Source organism: Rhodococcus ruber NBRC 15591 (assembly GCF_001894945.1).
GTDB lineage: Bacteria > Actinomycetota > Actinomycetes > Mycobacteriales > Mycobacteriaceae > Rhodococcus > Rhodococcus ruber.
On sequence record NZ_BCXE01000004.1, the window covers coordinates 69,307 to 89,906 of the forward strand.

Genomic DNA, 20,600 nt, shown 5'->3' on the forward strand with positions numbered 1-20,600 from the left:
TTTCGCACGAGCCTGCCCGGTCCGGGGACGGCGGGAAGACACCGATGAATCGAGGACGCGGGCGACGCCCGTCGGCTGATGCTCCGAATATACCGAGAGGACCGGTGATTCGACCCCGCCCGATTCATCGACAGTGCCTATGTGGTGATGGGGCGATTCGTATTGGACACCCGAGGTCCCGGAACCGATGGTGGTGTCATGACAACCTCGACTGCGATGCCGGCCACTGAGGTGGACGACGACGACTTCCAGGAAATCCTCGCCCAGACCCGCGCATTCGTGCGTGGCGTGGTCGTGCCGCGCGAACAGGAGATCGCCGACACGAACGCGATCCCCGACGACATCCGCGCCGCGGCCAAGGAGATGGGTCTGTTCGGGTACGCCATCCCGCAGCAGTGGGGCGGGCTCGGATTGAACCTGATGCAGGACGCCGAACTGGCGATGGAACTGGGCTACACCACCCTGTCGCTGCGGTCGATGTTCGGCACCAACAACGGCATCGCCGGCCAGGTCCTCGTCGGGTTCGGCACCGACGAGCAGAAGACGCGGTGGCTCGAGAAGATCGCCTCCGGCGAGGTCGTCGCGTCGTTCGCCCTCACCGAGCCCGGCGCCGGCTCGAACCCGGCCGGGCTGCGCACCAAGGCCGTGCGCGACGGCGACGACTGGGTGCTCACCGGTGAGAAGCGGTTCATCACCAACGCCCCGATCGCGGACCTGTTCGTCGTGTTCGCCCGCACCCGCCCCGCCGACGCGAACGGCACCGGCATCGCGGTGTTCCTCGTCCCCGCCGACACCGCGGGCGTGACGGTGGGCAGCAAGGACGCGAAGATGGGCCAGGAGGGGGCGTGGACCGCGGACGTGCACTTCGACCAGGTGCGGGTGCCGGCGGCGGCGCTGGTCGGCGGCAGCGAGGACGTCGGCTACAAGGCCGCGATGACGTCGCTGGCCCGGGGCCGGGTGCACATCGCGGCGCTGTCGGTGGGGCAGGCGCAGCGCGCGCTGGACGAGTCGGTGGCGTACGCGGCGACCGCCACGCAGGGCGGCACCGCGATCGGCAGCTTCCAGCTGGTGCAGGCGATGCTCGCCGATCAGCAGACCGGGGTGATGGCCGGGCGGGCGCTGGTGCGCGACGCGGCGCGGGCGTGGGTGGCAGGCACCGACCGGCGGATCGCGCCGTCGGCGGCGAAGCTGTTCTGCACGGAGATGGTCGGCAAGGTCGCCGATCTGGCGGTGCAGATCCACGGCGGTACCGGCTACATGCGGGAGGTGCCGGTCGAGCGGATCTACCGGGACGTGCGGCTGCTGCGCCTGTACGAGGGCACCAGCGAGATCCAGCGCCTGATCATCGGCGGCGGACTCGTCAAGCAGGCCCAGCGCGGCTGACCCGCACCCGTGCGTGGTTCTGGCAGCAAGGGCTACCAGAACCACGCACGGGCAGAACGGCCTCGCCGTGCGTGTTTCCGGTAGTCGGTACTACCGAAAACACGCACGGCGAGGATGGTTCAGCGCGTGGCTGCGGACTGCTCGAGCCGCGTCCGCAGGTCCGTCTTGAGCACCTTGCCCGCCGCGGAGGTGGGCAGTGCGTCCACGAGGACGATCTCGCGAATCTTCTTGTAGGGCAAGACCTGCTCGGCGACGAACGCCATCAGCTCGGCCGGGTCGGGTTGCGTGCCCGGCACCGGCACCACGAAGGCGACCGGTTCCTGGCCGACGCTGCCGGCCTCCCGGCCGACCACCGCGGCCGTCGACACCGCCGGATGGGACACCAGGATCTCCTCGAGCTCACGCGGATACACGTTGTAGCCCTTGTAGATCAGCATGTCCTTGGCGCGATCGCAGATGTAGACGTAGCCGTCGGCGTCGCGGTAGGCGATGTCGCCGGTGTCGAGCCAGCCGTCCACGTACTGCTGCGCCGTGATCTCGGGATGGCCGAGGTAGCCGTCGGTCACCTGCGGGCCCCGGATCCACAGCTCGCCGCGCTCGCCCTCACCGAGGACGACGCTCGGATCGCCCTGTGCCCGGATCTCGAGCTCGGTGTCGAAGAGGGGCAGGCCCACACTGCCGAGACGGTAGGCCGATCCGACGACCAGCGGCATGGCGGTGACCACGCACGTGCCCTCGGTCAGGCCGTAACCCTCGGCCACACGGGCGTTCGGGAACGCCACCCCGAGCGCCTCGAGCGTGACGTGATCGATCGGCGCCGCACCCGACGACACGACCCGCACCGACGTGGTGTCCCGACGCGCGACGTCCGGGTGGGTGGCCAGCGCATGCCACATGGCCGGGCTGCCGGTGATGTAGCTGACGCGGTGCCGCTCGACGAGCTCGAGCATGCGCGCGGGGTCGAAGCGACCCGCGAGCACCTGCGTGAGGCCGCACAGCAGCAGGAACGACGTGTTGATCAGCGCGTGGGCGTGGAACAGCGGGGACACGACGACGGTGGCGCCCTCACCGGGGATCACCCCGTGCACGTCGAGCCCCTCGATCGGGCGCAGGGCGACCAGCCCGTCGCCGGTGGCGACGACCTGGTGGGCGGCCCGCCACCCGCACATCTGGGTCACGTTGGCGACCACGTTGCGGTGCAGCACCCGCACGCCCTTGGAGATGCCGGTGGTGCCGCCCGTGTAGGCCAGGTGCGCGACGTCCGTTCCGGCGACGTGCGCCGGTGTGAATGCGGTGGGCTGCCCGGCGAGGAAGTCGTCGAACCGCACCACAGCTGCGGACGTGGGTGGCGCGGACACCGGGTCGCCGGATGCCACCACGATCGTCGCGACGGTGGTGCCCGCGGCAGCGCCGAGCAGCACCCCCAACTGCTGCGTCTGGGTCACGGCCGCGACGGCGCCGGTCTCCTCGATCTGCTTGCGCAGGCCGGGTTCCGGTTGCAGCGGATTGACCAGCGTCACGGTCGCCCCGGCCCGGAGCGCGCCGTAGTAGGCGACGAGGAACTCGATGCAGTTGCCCACGTGCATCAGCACCACGTCGCACGGGGCCACACCGGCTCCCTGGAGGGCGGAGGCGAACTGCGCGGAGCGCTCGTCGAGTTCCCGGTATGTGCACATCCGGTCCCCGTCGACGATCGCGGGGCGGTCGCCGTACAGGGCGGCCATGCTCGGCGCCCACACCGCCATCGTCACGTCCGGGTAGGTCAGCGACAGGGCCGGCACGTCGGTGCTCATCGTCGCCACCTCAGCGCGGGGCCATGCGGATGGCGCCGTCGAGCCGGATGGTCTCACCGTTGAGGTAGCCGTTCTCGAGGATCGACGTGGCGAGCTGACCGAACTCGTCGGGGCGGCCCAGGCGCGCCGGGTTCGGCACGGTCTTCTCGAGCGAGGCCCGCACGTCGTCGCGCAGGCGGGCCAGCAGCGGGGTGTCCATGATGCCCGGGGCGATCGTGTTGACGCGGATGTTCTTGCTCGCCAGGTCGCGGGCGGCGACGACGGTCATGCCGACGATGCCGGCCTTGGACGCCGAGTAGTTGATCTGGCCGATCTGACCCTCGAACGCCGCGACGGAGGCGGTCATCACGATGGCACCGCGCTCGCCGTCGACCGGCTCGAGCGCGGCCATGCGCTCGGCGCCGAGGCGCAGCGCGTTGAACGACCCGATGAGGTTGAGGCGGATCACGAACTCGAAGTCCTCGAGCGAACCGGCCTTGCCGTCCTTGTCGAGAACGCGCATCTTGCGGCCGGCGCCGGCGCAGTGCACGAGCCCGCGCAGACCGCCGCGCTCGTGCGCGACGTCCAGGGCGGCGGCGAACTGCTCGGCGTCGGTGACGTCGGCCGCAGCGAACGTGGCGCCGTCACCGAGGGACTTCGCGACGTCGGCGCCCGGTGAGCCGGGCAGGTCGACGAGGGTGACGGTGCCGCCGGCGTCGAGGACGCGGCGGGCGGTGGCCAGGCCGAGACCGGAGGCGCCGCCGGTGATCGCGACGGAAAGACCCTTCAGTTCCATATCTTTCGTTCCTTTGCGTGAAGTGCGTGTCAGAGCAGTTCGAGAATGGTGGCGTTGGCCATGCCGCCGGCCTCGCACATCGACTGCAGACCGTATCGGATTCCGTTGTCGCGCATGTGATGTGCCAGTCGAGTCATGAGGATCGCGCCGGATCCGCCGAGCGGGTGCCCCACGGCTATGGCGCCGCCGACCGGGTTCAGGCGCGCGTCGTCGACGCCGGTCTCGGCCTGCCACGCGAGCGGAACCGGTGCGAACGCCTCGTTGATCTCGAAGGCCCCGATGTCGTCGAGCGACAGGCCCGAGCGGTCGAGGGCCTTCTGGGTGGCGGGGATCGGTCCGGTGAGCATGATGACCGGGTCGTCGGCGGCGACGACGGCGGTGTGGATCCGCGCCATCGGCGTCCACCCCTGGGCGGCCGCGTACTCGCTGGTGGTGACGAGCAGGGCTCCCGCGCCGTCGGAGATCTGCGAGGAGTTGCCGGCGTGGATCACCCCGTCCTCCTTGAAGACCGTCTTCAGCTTGGCGAGCGATTCGACACTGCCGCCGCGGCGGATGCCCTCGTCGGCGGTCAGCCCGGCGATCGGCGCGAGCTGCCCGGTGAAGGCTCCGGCGTCGGTCGCGGCGGCGGAACGCTCGTGCGAACGCAGCGAGAACTCGTCGAGGAGGGTGCGGGACAGGCCCCACTTCTCGGCCATCATCTCCGCGCCGACGCCCTGGCTGAAGCCGTCGACGCCGAACCGGTCGAGCACCTCCGTCGGGAAGTGCTCGCCGTTCTTCGCGGCCGTGCCCATCGGCACCCGGCTCATCACCTCGACGCCGCCGGCGATCACCACGTCGTTCTGGCCGGACAGGACGGTGGCGGCGGCGAACGAGACCGCCTGCTGGCTCGAACCGCAGGCCCGGGTCAGCGTGGTGGCCGGAACCGTCACGGGCCAGCCGGCGGCGAGCACCGCCGAGCGGGAGACGATGCCGGCCTGCTCGCCGACCTGGCTGACGCAACCCCAGATCACGTCGTCGACGGTGCCCGGATCGAGCCCGACCCGTTCGGCCAGCGCCGTCAGCACATGTGCCGACAGGTTGACGGGGTGGATCTCGGACAGGGCGCCGCCCCGGCGTCCGACGGGGGTGCGGACGGCATCGACGATCACGGCATCGCGCATGGGTGGATCCTTTGCAGTAGCGGGAGACGACGACCGGCCGGGTGGTGGCCCTCGATATCGAGTCGATCACGCACCCGGCCGGTGGGGAAAGGACATTCGGTGGATGGCTCCGTTAGGCGGAAGCTATGCCTTCGCGGGGGCCTCCGACCGGATGACGGCGCGGTCGCGTTCCGGGTTCGCGAAGACCAGGACCAGGATCGCGGCGACGATGCCCAGCGCACCGATGACCTGGAACGCGGTCGCGTAGCCCTCGGCCGCGGTGGCGGCGTTGTCGACGAGCACACCGGTGCCGTAGGGGGCGACGAGGCCGCCGACGGCCATGAGCGCGAGGAACACGCCCATCGTGCCGGCGGTCTGCTGCGGCGGGCACAGCTCGGAGATCGCGGCGTTGATGAGGGGGAAGGCGATCGCCCCGAAGCCGTAGCCGATGGACACGGCCGCGACCGCCAGGGCCGGGGTGCCGATGCTGGGCAGGAACACCAGGACGGAACCGCAGATCAGGACACCGGCACCGGGAACGATGATCCGCACGACGCGGGAGCGGTAGCCGCGCTGGGCGAGCCGGTCGGTGACCGAACCGGACGTGACCATCAGGATCAGGCCGACGATCGACGGCAGGGCGAACATCGAGCCGGCCTGCAGGGCGCTGTAGCCGAGACCCACCTCGAAGTAGGAGGGCAGCCAGGTCAGCACGACGGTGGTGAGCGCGTAGACGACCATGATCAGGACGACGCAGCTGAGGAACGTGCGGGTGAGGAAGATCTTCTTCCACGGCACCGACGGCTCGGTGGAGGCGGCGCCGGTCCCCTTCTTCACGGCCGTCGCGGTGAACGGGCCTTCCTTCCAGCCGGTCAGCCACGACGCCATCCACAAGGCACCGAGGATCGACAGCGCGATCAGGGCGGCGCGCCAGCCCCACTGGACGGTGATGTAGGCGAGGATCGGAGCGAGGGCGATCTTCGCGACCGACGCCGAGCCGGCGAGGAACGCGCCGGGCAGGCCGCGCTTGGCCGGGGGATGCCAGGAGTACGCGGCGGTGTGCATGAGCGCGGAGCTGGGGCCCTCGGCCAGGCCGAGCAGCATGCGGGTGACGATCAGCATCATCAGGCTCGCCGAGACGACCAGCGGCAGCATGACCACCGACCAGACGGCGCCCAGCGCCAGCAGCGCCCACCGCAGGGTGAGGTACTTGTTGAGGGGGCCGGCGAGGAAACCGCCGAGCGTGAAGGTCACGAAGAACAAGGATCCGACGAGGCCGATCTGGGAGGAGGACAGTCCCAGCTCGCGAGCCAGCGGCTGCGCGATGATGCCCAGCACAGCCTTGTCGGCATAGTTGACGACGTACAGGAAGATCACGAGGCCGGTCATGCCCCACGCCTGCTTGCCGCTGACGAGTGGGGTAGCCCCCTTCGGCGGGGCGCCGTGCGCTGCGTCGTGCGAGATTTCGCCAGTGGTCACCGGAGTGTCCCCTTAATGGCTCGAAGGGATGTGTCGGTCGGACGGTGCGTCGTCGACCGAGAGATGTGCACCGATCAGGCGCTCGGCATCCATTCAACGTGGTGTAGGTCACTGAAGCAATGTCCGGTCGGTGAATCGACCGATCACCGATACCTATGGACTTCCAGCGGTGCGAACGGGGCCATTGACGGCCGCTAACCGACCTATAGCCGAACGGTGTTGGTCCTACGGTCCGGCGGTGCTGCATATTTGGCCGTACAACTTCGTCGGCGCGTTCCGGGCTCCGACGTCCGGGCGGATGAGGACAGGCGACATGAACCCCACTGCTTCCATCGACGAGCTCCCCTCGTCCACCGCGCCCCTGGCCGGGGTGCGGGTCGTCGAGGTCTCGAGTTTCATCGCGGCTCCCCTGTGCGGCATGACGCTCGCGCAGCTCGGTGCCGAGGTCGTCCGCGTGGACCCGATCGGCGGGGCCGCCGACTACCATCGGTGGCCCGTCACCGACGACGGCGAATCGATCTACTGGGCGGGTCTGAACAAGGGCAAGCGTTCCTTCGCCGCCGACTTCCGGGATCCAGAGGCGCACAGTCTGATCCGTGATCTGATCACCGACGCCGGGGTGCTCGTCACCAACGCGGCCGGGCGGGACTGGCTGGACTACGACAGCCTCGCCGCGATCCGTCCCGACCTGATCCACGTGCAGGTCCTCGGCCGCGCCGACGGCGGCTCCGCCGTCGACTACACCGTCAACGCCGCCGCCGGCTTCCCGCTCGCCACCGGTCCCGTCGGCCACGACGGCCCGGTCAATCACCTGCTGCCGGCGTGGGACCTCGCATGCGGTCTCTACGCCGCGCTGTCGGTGGCGTCCGCGGTGCACCGCCGCGAGGTCACCGGCGCGGGCGCCAAGATCGTGCTGCCGCTCGAGGACGTCGCCCTCGCCACCGCCGGAAACCTCGGCTATCTCGCCGAGGCCCAGCTCGGCGGGCCCGAACGCGACCGCATCGGCAACTCCGTCTACGGCACCTACGGGCGCGACTTCACCACGTCCGACGGCGCCTCCTTCATGGTCGTCGCGCTGACCCCGCGGCACTTCCGGGACCTGACCGACCTGACCGGCACGACGACCGCGGTGGGCGCGCTCGAATCCGCCCTGGGCGCCGACTTCCGCGACGAGGGCGACCGCTACCGGCACCGCGAGGTGCTCGACGCGTTGTTCGCCGTGTGGTTCCGCGAGCACACCGCCGCCGAGGTGGCCACCTCCCTCGCGGGCACCTCGATCCTGCACGAGCGGTACCGCACCTTCGCCGAGATCGCGAAAGACCCTCGCGTGACCGCCAATCCGATGTTCCAGTACGTCGACCAGCCGCGTGTCGGCGGACACCTGGCCCCCAGCCTGCCGATGTCGTTCGACGGTATCCACCCCACCCCCCGGCCGGCGCCGGCCAACGGCGACGACACCGCCGCCGTCCTCGCCGAGCACCTGGGCCTGACGCCTCAGGAGATCGATCGCCTCGCCACCGACGGGACCATCCGGGTTCCCGCCGGCACCCTCCCCGCCCTCGAGAAGGACCTCGCCGTATGACCCGCCTCGCCCAGACCCTCGGCCTGACCGAGTTCCAGACCGAGATCCTCGCGACCGTCCGGCGGTTCGTCGACCGCGAGATCATCCCGAACGCCCAGGAACTCGAGCATTCGGACACCTACCCGCAGGACATCGTCGATCAGATGCGCGAGATGGGCCTGTTCGGGCTGATGATCCCCGAGGAGTACGGCGGACTCGGCGAGTCGCTGCTGACCTACGCGCTGTGCGTCGAGGAGCTCGCCCGCGGCTGGATGAGCGTGTCCGGTGTGATCAACACCCACTTCATCGTCGCCTACATGCTGCGTCAGCACGGCACCGACGAGCAGAAGAACTACTACCTGCCGAAGATGGCCACCGGCGAGACGCGCGGTGCCTTCTCGATGTCCGAACCGGAACTGGGCTCGGACGTCGCCGCGATCCGCACGAAGGCCAAGCGCGACGCCGACGGCGACTACGTGGTCAACGGCCAGAAGATGTGGCTGACCAACGGCGGCAGCTCCACCCTCGTCGCCGCCCTGGTGCGCACCGAGGAAGGTGCCGCCAAGGCGCACGAGAACCTCACCACGTTCCTCGTCGAGAAGCCCGCCGGCTTCGGCGAGGTCGCCCCGGGCCTGACGATCCCCGGCAAGATCGACAAGATGGGCTACAAGGGGATCGACACCACCGAACTGATCTTCGACAACTACCGCGCCAAGGCCGCCGACGTTCTCGGCGGCACCCCGGGCAAGGGTTTCTACCAGATGATGGACGGGGTCGAGGTCGGCCGCGTCAACGTCTCCGCCCGCGCCTGCGGCGTCGCCGTCCGCGCGTTCGAGCTCGCCGCCCGGTACGCGCAGCAGCGCACCACGTTCGGCAAGCCCATCGCCCAGCACCAGGCGATCTCGTTCTCGCTCGCCGAGATGGCCACCAAGGTCGAGGCCGCCCACCTGATGATGGTCAACGCGGCACGCCTGAAGGACTCCGGCGAACGCAACGACGTCGCTGCCGGCATGGCGAAATACCTCACCAGCGAGTACTGCTCGGAGGTCACCCAGGCCAGCTTCCGCATCCACGGCGGCTACGGCTACTCCAAGGAGTACGAGATCGAGCGGCTCATGCGCGAGGCACCGTTCCTGCTCATCGGCGAGGGCACCAGCGAGATCCAGAAGACGATCATCAGCAAGGGCGTCCTGCGCGAATACGCACTGTAGTCCCGATCCAGCTGTAGCCCCGATTCAGCTGCAGTCCCCATCTACCCGAGACCCGAGGAGACCGACCGTGCAGCGTACGGTGTTCGACGAAGACCACGAAGCGTTCCGCAAGACCGTCCGCGACTTCATCGCGAAGGAAGTCGCACCCGTCCATCACGAGTGGGAAGCCGACGGTCATCCCCCGCGTGACTTCTACCGTCGTCTCGGCGAACTCGGTATCCTCGGTATCCAGGCACCCGAGGAGTACGGCGGCGGTGGCGAGTCGTCGATCAAGTTCAACGCGGTCGTCGCCGAGGAGGTCGCGGCGGCCGGCGCGTCGTTCGGCTCCTACTCCGTGCACACGAATCTGATCCTGCCGTACCTGATGGAGTACGGCACGGACGAGCAGAAGCAGCGCTGGCTGCCCGGATTCTGTTCCGGCGATCTGATGTTCGCGATCGCCATGACCGAACCCGGCACGGGATCGGACCTCGCGAACATCTCGACGACGGCGAAGCTGTCCGAGGACGGCAGCCACTACATCGTCAACGGCGCGAAGACGTTCATCACCGGCGGTGTGCTCGCCGACCGCATCCTCACGGTGTGCCGCACGGCCCCGTTCGACCCGGAGAATCGGCGGGCCGGGCTGTCGATCCTCGTCGTCGACACCACCACCGAGGGGTTCGCCGTCGGCCGCAAGATCGAGAAGATCGGCCTCAAGACCTCCGACACCGCGGAACTGTCGTTCACCGACGTCCGGGTGCCGGTGCAGGATCTGCTCGGTGAGGAGGGCAAGGGCTTTTCCTACCTGACGCACAACCTCGCGCAGGAACGTCTGACGATCGCATTCGGCGCATCCGCCACCGCGGCCGCCGCCCTGCAGCACGCACTCGCATACACCAAGGACCGCAAGGTGTTCGGCAAGCCAGTCGCCGCGTTCCAGAACACCAAGTTCGTGCTCGCCGAATGCTCCACCGAGTTGCAGGCCGTGCAGTTGATGGTCGACAACGCCCTCGAGCTGCACGACCGCGGAGAGCTCACCGTGCCGGATGCGGCACGTGCCAAGCTGTTCGGCACCGAAGCCGCCGGCCGCATCATCGACAAGTGCCTGCAGCTGCACGGCGGATACGGCTACGTCCTCGAATACCCGATCGCGCGGCTCTACGCGGACACCCGCGTCAGCCGCATCTACGGCGGCACCAGCGAGGTCATGAAGACGATCATCGCCAAGGACCTCGGTCTCTGACCCCACGCACACAGGATCCGTGCGGTGAACCGGAATCCGCCCACGTCACGGCGTGGTCGGATTCCGATGTTCCGAGCGAATTCTGCTGTGCGGCTCAGCTACTCGACGGTCGCGGCGGCCGGGACCCGGCCCAGTACGGCCCTGGCCGCCGTGATCAGTTGCTCGAGCCAGACGTCCGTGCCGACCGCTCGGCGCAACGGCTCGTTCGGCAACTCGATGCTCACCGGCAACCCCGCCGGGAGGGCGGACCAGATCGCCGGCAGGTCGATGCCCCCCGACCCCGGCACCAGGCGTTCCTCGCGGGCGTGCCGGATCAGCTCCGCGTGGTCACGCGGGGCGGGAACCGAGCCGTCGCACATCTGGGCATAGTGCAGCCACTCGCGCGGAATCGCGGCCAGGTCCTCGGGCGACGTGGCCGAACGCGCGACGTGCAGCGCGTCGACGAGGACGCTGCGGGCCGGGCCGTCGGCCTGCCCGACGATCTCCACCGCGGTCTTCGCGTCGGGAACCGCGGTCCACGGCATGAATTCGAGGCTTGCGACGATGCCGTAGGAGGCGCACAGTTCCGCCAGCCGCGCGTACGAGTCGGTGAGACGGCTACGGTCGCGGTCGTCGCCGCCGACGAGCACCGCCTTCGCCCCGAGCCGGGCCCCGGCCTCGAGCAGCGGCACGTACGCCGTCGCGTCGAAATCCGGTCCGATTCGGATGATCTCGAGATCGAACACCTCGACCGGGGAATCGGCGAGCCGCCGGACGAGTGCGGACAGCGCGGTGTCGTCCTCGTGCAGCGGGTAGGCCGTGGTCCCGGGCGCCGCGGGCAGCAGACGCAGTCCGATCGTGTCGAAGCCGTGCCGCTCGGCGAGGGCGACGTGCTGCAGCGGCGGTGTGTCGAGGACGGTGAGGGCGGCGAGGCCGAGGGGGGTGCTCATCGGGTGGCTCCTGCGATCGAGGCGAGTCGGCGTCCGGTCAGGTACCCGAAGGTCATGGCCGGGCCCAGGTTGATTCCCCCGGAGGGGTAGTGGCCGCCCATCACGCTGGACTGGTCGACGCCGACCGCGAACAGCCCGTCGATCGGCCGGTCGTCGCCGTTCAGCACCCGCGACGACGAGTCGGTGACCAGGCCGGCGAACGTGCCGAAACTCCCCGGGACAACCTTGACGGCGTAGAAGGGCCCGCGTTCGAGCGGGGCGAGGGACGGGTTGGGCCACGGGTTGTCCGCGTCGCCGGACTTGACGTTGAACGGTGTGGTGCCGCGGCCGAATTCGGGATCCTGCCCGACTCGTGCGCTCTCGTTGAACGCGGTGACGGTCTTCTCGAGCCCGTCCGGGTCGACGCCGATCCGCTCCGCGAGGTCGCGGATCGTCCGGCCCTTCGAGAGGTATCCGGATCGCAGGTAGGGCCACGTGGGGATCGGGAAGGGCTTGGCCATGCCGAGCGGGAAGTACCGCAGGTACTGCCGGTCGGCGATCAGCCAGGAGCACACCTCCTCACCGTCCGGCACCTGTTCGACCATCGCCAGGGTGTAGTCGTGATAGCCGAGCGCCTCGTTGACGAAGCGACGCCCGTCGGCCAGTACCCCGATGACGCCGGGCTTTCCGCGGTCCAGGATGTGGGGGAACACCCCCTGCTTGCCGTTGCGGTACCGGACCAGGGAGACGGGACAGTATGCCACCGGCGATGCGAGCGAGCGGTCGAGGCGACCGCCGACCGATTCGCCCAGCGAGATGCCGTCACCGGTCGTCGTCGACGGGGTGAGCGTCCAGTGCTCGCGTCCGGTCGGAGTCCGCGGGAACAGCTCTCGCCGCCGGTCGATGTCGTGGGTGAATCCGCCGGTCGCGAGGACGACACCCCGGCGGGCGGACACCGTCCAGGCCCCGTCGGGACCGTCGAGCCGGACGCCGGTGACACGCCCGGACGGGTCGGTGACGAGTGCGGTGGCGCCGGTGGCGACCCGGATGTCGACGCCGGCGTCGAGGGCGGAGCGGAGCAGCCGGCCGACGAGTGCGGTGCCGTTGACCAGTTGCTGGCCGCGCCGCTTGGTGGCGAGGTCGAGCATGTGCGTCGAGACCCGCCGCGCACAGTGCAGGAATGCGCGGACGGAGCGGGTCGAGTGCAGGAACGCCTGCAGGTCCGGGCCGGCCATGATGCCCATGCCGAGGAATGAGGTCTCGTACAGCTGCCGTCGCAGCAGCGCGGCGACGTCGGGTCCGAGGCGGCGCAGGCTCACCGGCTTCGGTGCGACGGACCGGTGTCCCGTACCCGCGCCGGGCGTGTCACCGTGGATGTCGGCGATGGCGGCGCCGGGGACGAACTGCAGCGCCGTGTGACGTTCGAAGAACTCGACCATCTCGGGGGCGCCGTCGAGGAACGCGTCTACCTTGGCGGCATCGAAGTCGTCCGCGAGCCGGTGCTCGAGATAGCGGCGCGGCTGCGCGCGATCCTCGTGCACACCGTCGGCGTGGGCGAACAGGTTCCGCGGTGTCCACATCCATCCGCCCGACCAGGCGGTGGCGCCGCCGCACACGTTCGCCTTCTCGACGACGAGCACGGAGGCGCCCCCGTGGGCGGCAGCCACGGCCGCGGACAGTCCGCCCGCACCGGACCCGACGACGACGACGTCGTAGGTGAGGGATTCGGACGCTGTGGCGGGGTTCATCGGGACTCCTTGCCGGACGGGACGAGGGTGGGGGCGGGCGCGAGTTCGACGACTCTGCCGGAGCGGGAGGATTCGTAGATCGCGGCGACGACGGCCAGGGACGCGCGGGCGTCCCGGCCGGTCACCGCGGGCCGGCGACCGGTCAGCACCGCCTCGGCGAAGTCCTGGACCTGCAGGGTGTGGAAGTCGGTGAGCCCGGCGTTGATATCGCGAACGTCGAGGTTGGCGTCGACATCGGGCGAGTACGGAGACCGCAGTTCCACTTCGCCCGGCACGGTCCACAGTTCGTTGACGCCCTCGCGCCCCTCGGGGAACTCGAGGACGCTCGCGATCGCCCCGGTGGCGCCGAGCACCGTGACCCGGTTGCCGAGGTTGTGGTCGGCGCCGGTGGTGGCGGTGATCGTCGCGGTGCCGCCGGAGGCGAACGAGACGACGGCCGAGGCGCTGTCCTCGGTTTCGATGTGCTCGCCGTGGAAGCGGGTGCCGACGAATCCGCCGACGCGGACCGGCTCGCCCATGAACCACTGCAGCATGTCGATCTGGTGTACGGCCTGCGTCATGAGGACGCCGCCGCCGTCGGTGTCCCACCGCCCGCGCCACGCGTCGGCCGAGTAGTAGGTCGACGGGCGGTGCAGGAGCACCGACACCTCCCCGAGGACGGGAACGCCGAGGCGGCCGTCCTCGATCGCCGCCTTGATGCGGCGCGCCGCGGGCCAGAATCGGCGCTGGAACAGCACCCCGAAGGTGATGCCCGCGCGGTCGGCGGCCGCGATCATCCGGTCGGCCGCGGCCACGTCCACCGCAATCGGCTTCTCGCACAGCACGTGGATCCCGGCCTCGGCGGCGGCGACGACGATCTGTTCGTGCACGGGGTGCGGGGTGCACACGGTGCAGGCGTCGAGTCCGAGCCCGAACAGCTCGTCCACCGATCCGACGGCGTGGGCGATGCCGTGCCGGGCGGCGAAGGCGTGAGCGCGCTCCAGGTCGGGGTCGCAGCACGCGACGACCTCGACACCGGGCACCTGCTGCAGCGCGTGCGCGTGGTTGCCCGCGATCTTTCCGCATCCGACGATGCCTGCGCGGAGGGCCATCAGAAGTGTTCCTCTCGCTCGACGTCCCGGGCTGCGGCTTCGCCGCGGTCCAGCCGGCTCAGCGCGGCGACGTCCGCCGCCGTGAGTGCCACGTCGACGGCGGCCAGGTTCTCGGCCTGACGCGCCGGATTCGCCGACCGCGCGACCGGCACGACGCCCTGCGCGAGATGCCAGGCCAGCACGACCTGCGCGCGGGTGCAGCCGATGCGGTCCGCGACGGAGGCGACGGCGGCAGCCTCGAGCACCTCGCCGCGGCCGAGCGGGCTCCACGACTGCGTGAACACACCGAGTTCGTCGTTCGCACGGCGGACGGGCAACCGTGCCAGCGACGGGTCCATCTGGATCTGGTTGACGGCGGGCGCCTCCCCGGTCTCGGCCACCACCCTGCGCAGGTGGTGACCGAGGAAGTTGGACACCCCCACGTAGCGCACGAGCCCGGCGTCGCGGCACTCGAGCATGGCCTCGAACGCCGCGGCATACCGGTCGAACCGCGGCAGCGGCCAGTGGATCAGGAACAGGTCGAGCCGCTCGAGGCCCAGACGCTCGAGGCTGCGTTCCACGGCCTCGCGGACGTCCCCGGACACGTGGTCGCTGCCACGGAGTTTGGTGGTGACGAACAGTTCGTCGCGTGGGACGCCGCAGGCGGCGAGGGCGGCACCGACGGCATCCTCGTTTCCGTAGATCGCGGCAGTGTCGATCAACCGGTAGCCGGCCTCGATGCCGGTGAGCACGGCGCGGGTGGCGTCGGGTCCGACGAGCGGCCAGGTGCCCAGGCCGAGGCGCGGCAGTGCGGCACCCACGGAATCCGGCGCCGGTGCGGTACGCACGGACTCCGGTGCGGACGCGGTGGTCTCCGGGCTCATGCGCCGGCCCCCACGCGTGAGTCGGCGGCCTCGGTGATCCGGACGGCGACGTCGGCGGCGGTGACGAGCGCGGCCTGGATCGACCCGCCGTCGCCGCTCGCGTCGCCGACGCAGTACACGCCGAGGCGGGGCTCGAGCCGGCGCAGGTCGGCCAGCAGGTCGGTGCGGGGCTCGATGCCGTGCGAGACGAGCAGCTCACCGGGTGCGGCGACGGTGCGTTCGCGGCCGTTCGTCGAGACGACGACGTGCTCGGGTTCGATCCGGGTGACGATCGACGACAGGTGCGTGGTGAGGTTCTCGCTCGACGCGAGCCGGGGCAGCAGGACGATCTTCGCGCGCCGGCCGACGTCGTGCGCGATCGTCTCCTGCGGACCGATCAGCACGACCGTCGTGCCGTGCCGGAGCAGGTCGTCGGCCACGGCCGCGGCCTCCCGGTCGGCACCGAAGATCGTGATCGACTCGGGCGCGGGATCTCCGGAGGCGAGGAACTCCCGCACGTCGCGGATCCGCCGGGTGTGGGCGCCGGGTATGTCGATCGCGGGCCCGCGGCCACCGGTGGCGAGCACCACCGCGTCGAAACCGAAGGGCGCCAGGGTCGTGGCATCGACCCGAGTGCCGGTATGGCAGGTGACGTCGAGGTCGACCAATTCGTCGCGGTACCAGTCGACGATCCGGTGGTATTCCGGATACTCGTGCAGCCGGGAGGCCAACGCGAAGTCGCCGCCCAGGGTGTTGCGCTCGTCGTAGAGGTCGACGCTGTGGCCCGCCAGGGCGAGTTCGCGTGCGACCGCCATGCCGGCCGGGCCGCCGCCCACGACGGCGACCCGCACCGGGGACCCGGCCGGAGTCGACGGCTGCGCGAGCTCGCGGCCGACCCAGGGGTTGACCGAACACGGAATCGGGCCCGCGGCAAGGTTGTCGATGCAGAAGTTGCAGGCGATGCAAGGCCGGTACCGGCCCCCGTCGAGCGCCCGATTCGGGAAGTCCGGGTCGGCGTGCAGGGTCCGGGCCAGACTCACGAAGTCGGCGCGGCCGGAGGCGATGATGTGCTCGGCCGTCTCGGGGGAACTGATCCGGCCGGCGACGCCCACCGGGATGTCGAAGTCGCGGGCGTACGGTTCGGCGTACGGGGCGAGCAGACCGCGCTGCCACTCCCCCGGCTGGATGATCCACTGCCCCGACTCGTAGTTGCCGGCCGAGACGTCGAGGAAGTCCAGCCGGTGCGTGTCGACCGCGTCGATACGCGCGCGGGTCGACTGCGCGTCGAGCCCGCCGTCGACCGCCTCGAACGCCGAGAACCGCAGCCCCAGAGCGATACCGGGAGCCGCGGTGCGGACCGCGTCGATGACCCGGTTGAGGAACAGTGTCGGGTCGGCCCACTCGTCGTCGCGGTGGTTGTATGCCGGCGAGAGGAATTGGTGGATGAGATAGCCGTGGCCGCCGTGCAGGGAGATCACATCGACGCCGGCCTCCGCGCAGCGCGCGGCGGCCTCGCCGAAGCATTCGACGATGTGCTCGATGTCGTCGCCGTCGAGCTGCTCGGGCATCTCGCCGCCGACCACCGCGCACGGGATCGGGGTGGGGGCGACGGGGACGAACCCGCTGACCGCTCCCTGCGCGGTGCGACCGCCGTGGTTGAGTTCGACCCCGAGCAGCGCGCCGTGAGCGTGCACCGCCTCGGCGAGCCGGGCGATGCCGGGGATGCGGTCGTCGACGTCCACCCCCATCTGCCGGATGCGGCCCTTACCGTCGGCCCGCACATAGCTCGCCTCGGTGAAGACGAGCGCGGCACCGCCGGCGGCCCGTCGCTCGAGGTAGGCGATGTAAGCGTCGGTCATCGTGCCGTCGGGCTCGCAGTAGTTGCGTTCCATGGGCGCGGACACGAAGCGGTTGCGCAATCGGACCGGGCCCATGTCCAGGGGCCGCGCGAACGCGGGGGTGGTGGTCATCGTGCCTCCTGGTGCGTGGCGAGGACCTGGTTCGACAGCAGCTCGTCGAGGTGACGTCGCATGCGATCCACGTCGGGGCCGATGCCGGTGAGCAACGCGAACGTGTCGGCGGCCTGGGCGACGAGCATCTGCCCGCCGTCGAGCACGTCACAGCCGAGAACCACTGCGGCCGAGATGAGTTCGGTTCGGATCGGCCGGTAGACGATGTCCGCGACCCACAGGCGGGGGTGCAGGGCAGCGACGTCGAACGGCGTCCCGGGGTGGCCGACCATGCCGATCGGCGAGGCGTTGACCACCCCGGTGCACGTGCGCAGGGCGGCCGGGATCGCCGCCACCGCCAGAGCCGTGGCCCGGGTCGAGGGGAAGGCGGCGGACAGTCGTGCGCAGACGTCCGCGGCGCGAACGGCGTCCACGTCGGCGATCCGCAGGTCCGCGACACCCGCGGCGGCGAGGGCGTAGGCCACGGCCGAGCCGGCGCCGCCCGCACCGACCAGCACGACCGCATCCAGGGCGGCGTCCGGCAACCCGCGCCGCAGCGCCGTGAGGAATCCGCTGTGGTCCGTGTTGTGGCCGATCAGGCGCCCGTCCCGGACGACGACGGTGTTGACCGCGCCGAGCAGACGGGCGTTGTCGGACAGATCGTCGAGGACCGGCAGGACGGCCTGCTTGCACGGGTGGGTGATGTTCAGGCCGGTGCAGCCGTCGGCGACGGCGGAGCGCACCAGGTCCCCGGTGCGTGCGACGGGCACGTTCTCCGTCTCGAGGTCGAGCAGTTCGTAGCGGTAGTCGGTCAGGCCGAGTGCGGCGGCCTCGCGCTCGTGGAGGGCCGGCGACAGGGACGAGGCGATGCCTGCCCCCACGAGCCGGATGCGGTGGCGAACGGTGGACGGGGTCACGGTTACTCCTACGGGATGGGACGGGCCGTGGCCCCGGCGCCTCGGGCGCCGGGGCTCGGTGGCCGGTCAGACGTCGCTGCGGACGAGTTCCTGCGCCGGTCGCGCCACTGACGCCGGGCGACGCTCGCCCAGGTCCTCGGTGCGGGTGCGATAGGTCTCCGGCCCGGTGAGGGCGGCGATCGACGACAGCACCGCGAAGCCAAGGCACATCCAGGCGACCGGGGTCCAGTTGCTGGTGTCCCCCGCCGAGAGCATCTGCGCGACGGCGGGTGTGAATCCGGCGACGAGCAGACCGAGCATGAGGCTCACGGCCATGCCGGTGTAGCGGACCCGTGCCGGGAACTGCTCCGGGAAGTAGGCGGGGTACACACCGTTCGGCATGGCGTAGAAGAAGCCGATCAGAACGATTCCCGAGGCGAACACCATTGGTGTGCTGCCGGTTCCGATGGCGTGGAAGAAGACGAACACCATCGCCCCGGAGCCGAGGGCACCGAACACGAACACCGGCTTACGGCCGATCCGGTCGGCGAGCAGCCCGGCGACGGGCTGGCTGAGCACCGCCACGAAGTTCGCGGTGGCGATCGCCCACAGCATCGTGGAGCGCTCGAAGCCTTCGACCTGCACGGCGTAGGCGAGCGCGAAGACGTTGACGATCGTGTTGATCATGGCGAACGTGGCGCTGAGGCTGATCCGCACGACGGTGCGCCAGTGCGACCGGAACATCTCGACGACCGGAAGGGCTGCGGTTTCGCCGTTCTCCTGGAGTTCCTCGAACACCTCGGGCTCGTCGAGCTTGCGGCGCAGCCACACCGCGATCACCGTGACGACGATGCTGAGCCAGAACGGCACCCGCCAGCCCCAGGAGTAGAGCGCCTCGTCGGGAAGCGACGCCACCGGGATGAACACGAGGCTCGAGATGACGATGCCGAACATGATGCCGCTCATGGTGAACGACGTGAAGAACGAGCGCCGGTTCGCCGGGGCGTGCTCGAGAGTCAGGGACGACGAGCCCGGGGATTCGCCGCCGGCCGACAGGCCTTGCAGCAGGCGCAGCAACACCAGGATCACCGGTGCGGCGATGCCGATCTGTTCGTAGGTGGGCAGGCAGCCGATGACGAACGTGGCGATGCCCATCAGCAGCAGGCAGGCCAGAAGGGCGTTACGCCGGCCGAACTTGTCGCCCCAGTGCCCCCACAGCACCGCGCCGAGCGGGCGCGCGATGTATGCGACGCCGAGGGTGCCGATCGACAGCAGCGTCGACGTCGCTCCGTCGCCGGGAAAGAAGATCTTTCCGAAGACGAGGGCTGCGGCGGAGCCGTAGATGAAGAAGTCGTAGTACTCCAGGGTGCTGCCCAGGAAACCGGAGATGGCCGCCCGGCGGGCGTTCTCGTTCGGTCGTCCGTCGGGGCCGGCAGCGTGCGTGTTCGCCATGGCGTTCCTTTCGTCCCAGGATCCGACGGACGCCGAGTCGGCCTTCGGTGATGGCCCTCACAGTCGCCGGAACGAAACGAGCCTGACACGCCGCACTATGCAGCGTCCAACACTGAAAAAGTCTCAGATAAAGACGATCGTCGTCTCAATCCGGGGTGGGAAGGATCTCCTCGGCGACCTGCAAGGCGACTTCGAGCGCGGGGGACACGCGCCGAGGTGACCAGCCGATCCCGTGGTGCATGTAGACGGATGCGTCGGCGAGAGGGACGAAAACCGTGCCCGGCGGCGTGATCGTCGCGATGCTCGACGTCATCAGCGCCACCCCCACACCGGCCGAGACGAGCACCAGGATCATGTACGGGTCGGTGATCTCCTGGACCACGCGCGGGCGGAACCCCGCGTCGAGACACGCCCGCATGGCGCTCTCCTGCAGGGCCGACCCCGCCGACAACGGCGTGGTGATGAAGCCGTCGTCCGCGAGGTCGTGCAGGTCGATCTCCGGCTCCCCGGCGAGCGGATGGTCGGAGGGCAGCACGGCACCGAACGACTCGCGGCGGATCAGCCGGGTGGCCACCGCCGCGGACTGTACCGGTAGCCCGACGAACGCGAGATCTAGTGCGCCACTCTCTAATTGGGTGACCGCCTCCCGGGTCATGATGCGACCGACGAGGTCGAGTTCGATGTCCGGGTACCGCTGCCGCAGCGCCCGGGTCAGCGGCGGGAGCGAAATATGGTTCAGCACACCGGTGAACCCGATCTTGATGCGGCCGTACACACCGCCGGCGGACGCGCGCGTGGCCTGCCGTGCCGTCTCGACGCTTTCGAGGATGTGGTAGGCGTGAGGCAGGAAGGCGTGCCCACCCGCCGTGAGGGCGACGCTGCGCGTATTACGCTCGAACAACGGCACAGCGAGGTCCTTCTCGAGCTTGCGCACCGTCTGACTCAGCGGCGACTGCGCCATCTGCAAGCGGGCGGCGGCCCGCCCGAAGTGCAGCTCCTCCGCGACGGCGACGAAGGCCTGAAGCCAGCGGATCTCCATCTCGATCCCTCCGGGGACTTGACGGCTGTACCTACAGCCGTATATCCAGATCCATACATGGTGCGCCGTCGATTGTTTCGATTTCGCACATGGATTCAGACTACTATCC

The 20,600-nt window shown here is 70.0% G+C and carries 16 protein-coding genes; 4 read left to right on the top strand and 12 right to left on the bottom strand.

Going from position 1 to position 20,600, the window contains the following annotated elements:
* Window positions 1-198 precede the first annotated feature (198 nt).
* On the top strand, window positions 199-1,383 hold the full coding sequence (locus RR3_RS04385) for an acyl-CoA dehydrogenase family protein (protein ID WP_064066226.1): 1,185 nt from the start codon (window positions 199-201) through the stop codon (window positions 1,381-1,383).
* 119 nt (window positions 1,384-1,502) lie between these two features.
* Here RR3_RS04385 and RR3_RS04390 read toward each other — a convergent pair whose 3' ends face one another.
* From RR3_RS04390 to RR3_RS04405, 4 genes are all read right to left on the bottom strand, one after another.
* Complete coding sequence (locus tag RR3_RS04390) at window positions 1,503-3,176, bottom strand: class I adenylate-forming enzyme family protein (RefSeq protein ID WP_010594112.1); 1,674 nt, start codon at window positions 3,174-3,176, stop codon at window positions 1,503-1,505.
* 10 nt (window positions 3,177-3,186) lie between these two features.
* Window positions 3,187-3,951 carry an SDR family NAD(P)-dependent oxidoreductase gene (locus RR3_RS04395; protein WP_017680119.1) on the bottom strand — a complete coding sequence of 255 codons (765 nt, stop codon included), beginning with the start codon at window positions 3,949-3,951 and terminating at the stop codon, window positions 3,187-3,189.
* A gap of 29 nt (window positions 3,952-3,980) precedes the next feature.
* Window positions 3,981-5,111 carry a thiolase family protein gene (locus tag RR3_RS04400; RefSeq protein WP_040269944.1) on the bottom strand — a complete coding sequence of 377 codons (1,131 nt, stop codon included), beginning with the start codon at window positions 5,109-5,111 and terminating at the stop codon, window positions 3,981-3,983.
* A 123-nt stretch (window positions 5,112-5,234) separates the two neighbouring features.
* Complete coding sequence (locus RR3_RS04405) at window positions 5,235-6,569, bottom strand: MFS transporter (protein ID WP_026137614.1); 1,335 nt, start codon at window positions 6,567-6,569, stop codon at window positions 5,235-5,237.
* A 313-nt stretch (window positions 6,570-6,882) separates the two neighbouring features.
* Between RR3_RS04405 and RR3_RS04410 the strand changes: the two genes are divergently transcribed.
* The 3 genes from RR3_RS04410 (at window position 6,883) to RR3_RS04420 (ending at window position 10,566) form a co-directional block, all read left to right on the top strand.
* Entirely contained in the window at window positions 6,883-8,151 is a 1,269-nt protein-coding gene (locus tag RR3_RS04410) for a CoA transferase (protein ID WP_017680121.1), read from the top strand.
* Window positions 8,148-9,341, top strand: a complete 1,194-nt coding sequence (locus tag RR3_RS04415; protein ID WP_010594117.1) for an acyl-CoA dehydrogenase family protein — start codon at window positions 8,148-8,150, stop codon at window positions 9,339-9,341. The genes RR3_RS04410 and RR3_RS04415 overlap by 4 nt, the downstream gene beginning before the upstream one ends.
* A gap of 67 nt (window positions 9,342-9,408) precedes the next feature.
* Window positions 9,409-10,566 carry an acyl-CoA dehydrogenase family protein gene (locus tag RR3_RS04420; RefSeq protein WP_010594118.1) on the top strand — a complete coding sequence of 386 codons (1,158 nt, stop codon included), beginning with the start codon at window positions 9,409-9,411 and terminating at the stop codon, window positions 10,564-10,566.
* 98 nt (window positions 10,567-10,664) lie between these two features.
* Here the strand turns inward: RR3_RS04420 and RR3_RS04425 are convergent, their stop codons facing one another.
* The 8 genes from RR3_RS04425 to RR3_RS04460 all read right to left on the bottom strand — a co-directional run bounded on the left by RR3_RS04425 (window position 10,665) and on the right by RR3_RS04460 (window position 20,491).
* Window positions 10,665-11,495 (bottom strand): sugar phosphate isomerase/epimerase family protein, encoded by an 831-nt coding sequence (locus RR3_RS04425; RefSeq protein ID WP_064066227.1) that lies wholly within the window; start codon window positions 11,493-11,495, stop codon window positions 10,665-10,667.
* Window positions 11,492-13,222, bottom strand: coding sequence for an FAD-dependent oxidoreductase (locus tag RR3_RS04430; protein ID WP_064066228.1), 1,731 nt, complete (start codon window positions 13,220-13,222; stop codon window positions 11,492-11,494). Before RR3_RS04430 ends, RR3_RS04425 begins: the two co-directional genes overlap by 4 nt.
* Window positions 13,219-14,313: a Gfo/Idh/MocA family protein gene (locus tag RR3_RS04435; RefSeq protein WP_064066229.1), complete on the bottom strand. Its 1,095-nt coding sequence runs from the start codon at window positions 14,311-14,313 to the stop codon at window positions 13,219-13,221. The genes RR3_RS04430 and RR3_RS04435 overlap by 4 nt, the downstream gene beginning before the upstream one ends.
* A complete protein-coding gene (locus RR3_RS04440) occupies window positions 14,313-15,176 on the bottom strand; it encodes an aldo/keto reductase (RefSeq protein ID WP_064066230.1) in 864 nt (287 codons plus the stop codon). The genes RR3_RS04435 and RR3_RS04440 overlap by 1 nt, the downstream gene beginning before the upstream one ends.
* On the bottom strand, window positions 15,173-17,125 hold the full coding sequence (locus RR3_RS04445) for an oxidoreductase (RefSeq protein ID WP_064066231.1): 1,953 nt from the start codon (window positions 17,123-17,125) through the stop codon (window positions 15,173-15,175). Before RR3_RS04445 ends, RR3_RS04440 begins: the two co-directional genes overlap by 4 nt.
* On the bottom strand, window positions 17,122-18,021 hold the full coding sequence (locus RR3_RS04450; protein ID WP_064066232.1) for a shikimate dehydrogenase: 900 nt from the start codon (window positions 18,019-18,021) through the stop codon (window positions 17,122-17,124). The genes RR3_RS04445 and RR3_RS04450 overlap by 4 nt, the downstream gene beginning before the upstream one ends.
* Window positions 18,022-18,087: 66 nt before the next feature.
* The gene (locus RR3_RS04455; protein ID WP_010594125.1) at window positions 18,088-19,452 is read right to left on the bottom strand and encodes an MFS transporter; all 1,365 of its coding nucleotides are present in this window, start codon (window positions 19,450-19,452) and stop codon (window positions 18,088-18,090) included.
* A gap of 145 nt (window positions 19,453-19,597) precedes the next feature.
* Entirely contained in the window at window positions 19,598-20,491 is an 894-nt protein-coding gene (locus tag RR3_RS04460; RefSeq protein WP_064066233.1) for a LysR family transcriptional regulator, read from the bottom strand.
* Window positions 20,492-20,600 lie beyond the last annotated feature (109 nt).

Coding starts and splice junctions, on each gene's coding strand:
- RR3_RS04385 (WP_064066226.1), top strand. CDS start 199: ATGACAACCTCGACTGCGATGCCGGCCACTGAGGTGGACGACGACGAC.
- RR3_RS04390 (WP_010594112.1), bottom strand. CDS start 3,176: ATGAGCACCGACGTGCCGGCCCTGTCGCTGACCTACCCGGACGTGACG.
- RR3_RS04395 (WP_017680119.1), bottom strand. CDS start 3,951: ATGGAACTGAAGGGTCTTTCCGTCGCGATCACCGGCGGCGCCTCCGGT.
- RR3_RS04400 (WP_040269944.1), bottom strand. CDS start 5,111: ATGCGCGATGCCGTGATCGTCGATGCCGTCCGCACCCCCGTCGGACGC.
- RR3_RS04410 (WP_017680121.1), top strand. CDS start 6,883: ATGAACCCCACTGCTTCCATCGACGAGCTCCCCTCGTCCACCGCGCCC.
- RR3_RS04415 (WP_010594117.1), top strand. CDS start 8,148: ATGACCCGCCTCGCCCAGACCCTCGGCCTGACCGAGTTCCAGACCGAG.
- RR3_RS04425 (WP_064066227.1), bottom strand. CDS start 11,495: ATGAGCACCCCCCTCGGCCTCGCCGCCCTCACCGTCCTCGACACACCG.
- RR3_RS04430 (WP_064066228.1), bottom strand. CDS start 13,222: ATGAACCCCGCCACAGCGTCCGAATCCCTCACCTACGACGTCGTCGTC.
- RR3_RS04435 (WP_064066229.1), bottom strand. CDS start 14,313: ATGGCCCTCCGCGCAGGCATCGTCGGATGCGGAAAGATCGCGGGCAAC.
- RR3_RS04440 (WP_064066230.1), bottom strand. CDS start 15,176: ATGAGCCCGGAGACCACCGCGTCCGCACCGGAGTCCGTGCGTACCGCA.
- RR3_RS04445 (WP_064066231.1), bottom strand. CDS start 17,125: ATGACCACCACCCCCGCGTTCGCGCGGCCCCTGGACATGGGCCCGGTC.
- RR3_RS04455 (WP_010594125.1), bottom strand. CDS start 19,452: ATGGCGAACACGCACGCTGCCGGCCCCGACGGACGACCGAACGAGAAC.
- RR3_RS04460 (WP_064066233.1), bottom strand. CDS start 20,491: ATGGAGATCCGCTGGCTTCAGGCCTTCGTCGCCGTCGCGGAGGAGCTG.